This is a genomic window from Marinobacter fuscus (genome assembly GCF_003007675.1).
Taxonomy (GTDB): Bacteria; Pseudomonadota; Gammaproteobacteria; order Pseudomonadales; family Oleiphilaceae; genus Marinobacter; species Marinobacter fuscus.
This window is the reverse complement of the sequence record NZ_PXNP01000059.1, coordinates 1-1,175: the sequence shown is the minus strand read 5'-3', so window position 1 is coordinate 1,175 and position 1,175 is coordinate 1. Positions and strand designations below refer to the sequence as shown.

The following is a 1,175-nucleotide window of genomic DNA, read 5'->3' as shown; positions in this document are numbered from 1 at the left end:
TGCCTTCGTAGCGGGCGTAAAACGCACTCAAATCCAGCTCCTCGACAACATCACTGACAAAATAGGCCAGGTGGCCATCAGGCAGCCACTCGTTCAGGCTTGGGGGAAGGAGCAATTCCTGGTCGGGCGAGTACGGGCGGAAAGTGGTTCCCATCAGACGTCCTGTTGCCGAAAAATTTTCGGTTTATTATGCCAGAAACGGACTTCTGCCGCGCAGACTCCTAGAGCATCAGGGCATCGTTGGTTTGGCTTTTCTCATTTTTGTGCCCCTTCTTTTCTATGTGCACATCGTTCATGGGGCTCGGCTCTATGGCAATCAGTCAGACTGAATTTAACAAGGCCAGGCACGGCGACGCCTACTACATTGCGGCTTCGCCTCCATTTCGTAGCCGCGCATGCTGGCGGCGTTAATGGTCTATGGAAACGATAGAAATCAAGTCATGTGATGACGCCACAACCCTCTCCTTGAGGATCGTTGGTGGCAACGAGGAGGGCTCAAACCTTGTTGCCTCTGTTACTGGCGCTCCATTTATAGGTGAAGTCAATACAACAACCTATTTTGTCGGCCCGCCAAGTCTTCTGTTTCGGGATATGGCAGACAACTGGCGAGGCTGGAAAGGGGAGAAGATATGGGGAGCTTTGGACGGAGAGTTCATGCTCACGGCAACGGCTACATCACTGGGTCGCATTACGGTCATAATTGAAATGGTCGAAATGGCAGGTGCGTTCAGGCTGAAGGCAACTCTAGGCTTGGAAGCGGGGCAGCTTGAAAATATCAGCAAGAGAGTGGAGTCATTGTTCCCGCTCGAAAACCATTAACACACATATGAGCCTTCTCTGAGTCAACAGGCAATAGTGTTTTTTTGGCCGCGCCAGCGGCCAACCTAAACCCATGAGCGAGAACGCCTGCTTCGTCAGTCTCGCGGAGCTGTCAGGCACTTACAGCAAACACATATAGGGGCTCTCTTACGTGGCTTTAGACCACAGCCTGACCGGTTGTTCCATCGGTGGGTCAGGGGCACCAGACATTCATCGGTTAACCGGCCACTGGCACTATTCAAGGATCTGGCTGCGTAGCTCCAGTTAGCGTCAGGCTCAGGGCCGGTGTAAGCGCACTGGCTCATGGCATTAAGGCACGCCCACGGGGCGGCTAATCAAGGCGACTGGCTTCAACG

General features: G+C 53.4%; 1 protein-coding gene and 1 pseudogene. One reads left to right on the top strand and one right to left on the bottom strand.

Annotated features, from left to right (window positions below):
• Positions 1–154: pseudogene (locus C7H09_RS20210) on the bottom strand (IS5/IS1182 family transposase); the annotation flags it as partial.
• A 263-nt stretch (positions 155–417) separates the two neighbouring features.
• Between C7H09_RS20210 and C7H09_RS09270 the strand changes: the two are divergent.
• Positions 418–819, top strand: coding sequence for a DUF6228 family protein (locus tag C7H09_RS09270; RefSeq protein ID WP_106762273.1), 402 nt, complete (start codon positions 418–420; stop codon positions 817–819).
• Positions 820–1,175: the final 356 nt, after the last annotated feature.

Excerpts from the sequence above, each read along its gene's own strand:
- C7H09_RS09270 (WP_106762273.1), top strand. The coding sequence starts at position 418 with ATGGAAACGATAGAAATCAAGTCATGTGATGACGCCACAACCCTCTCC.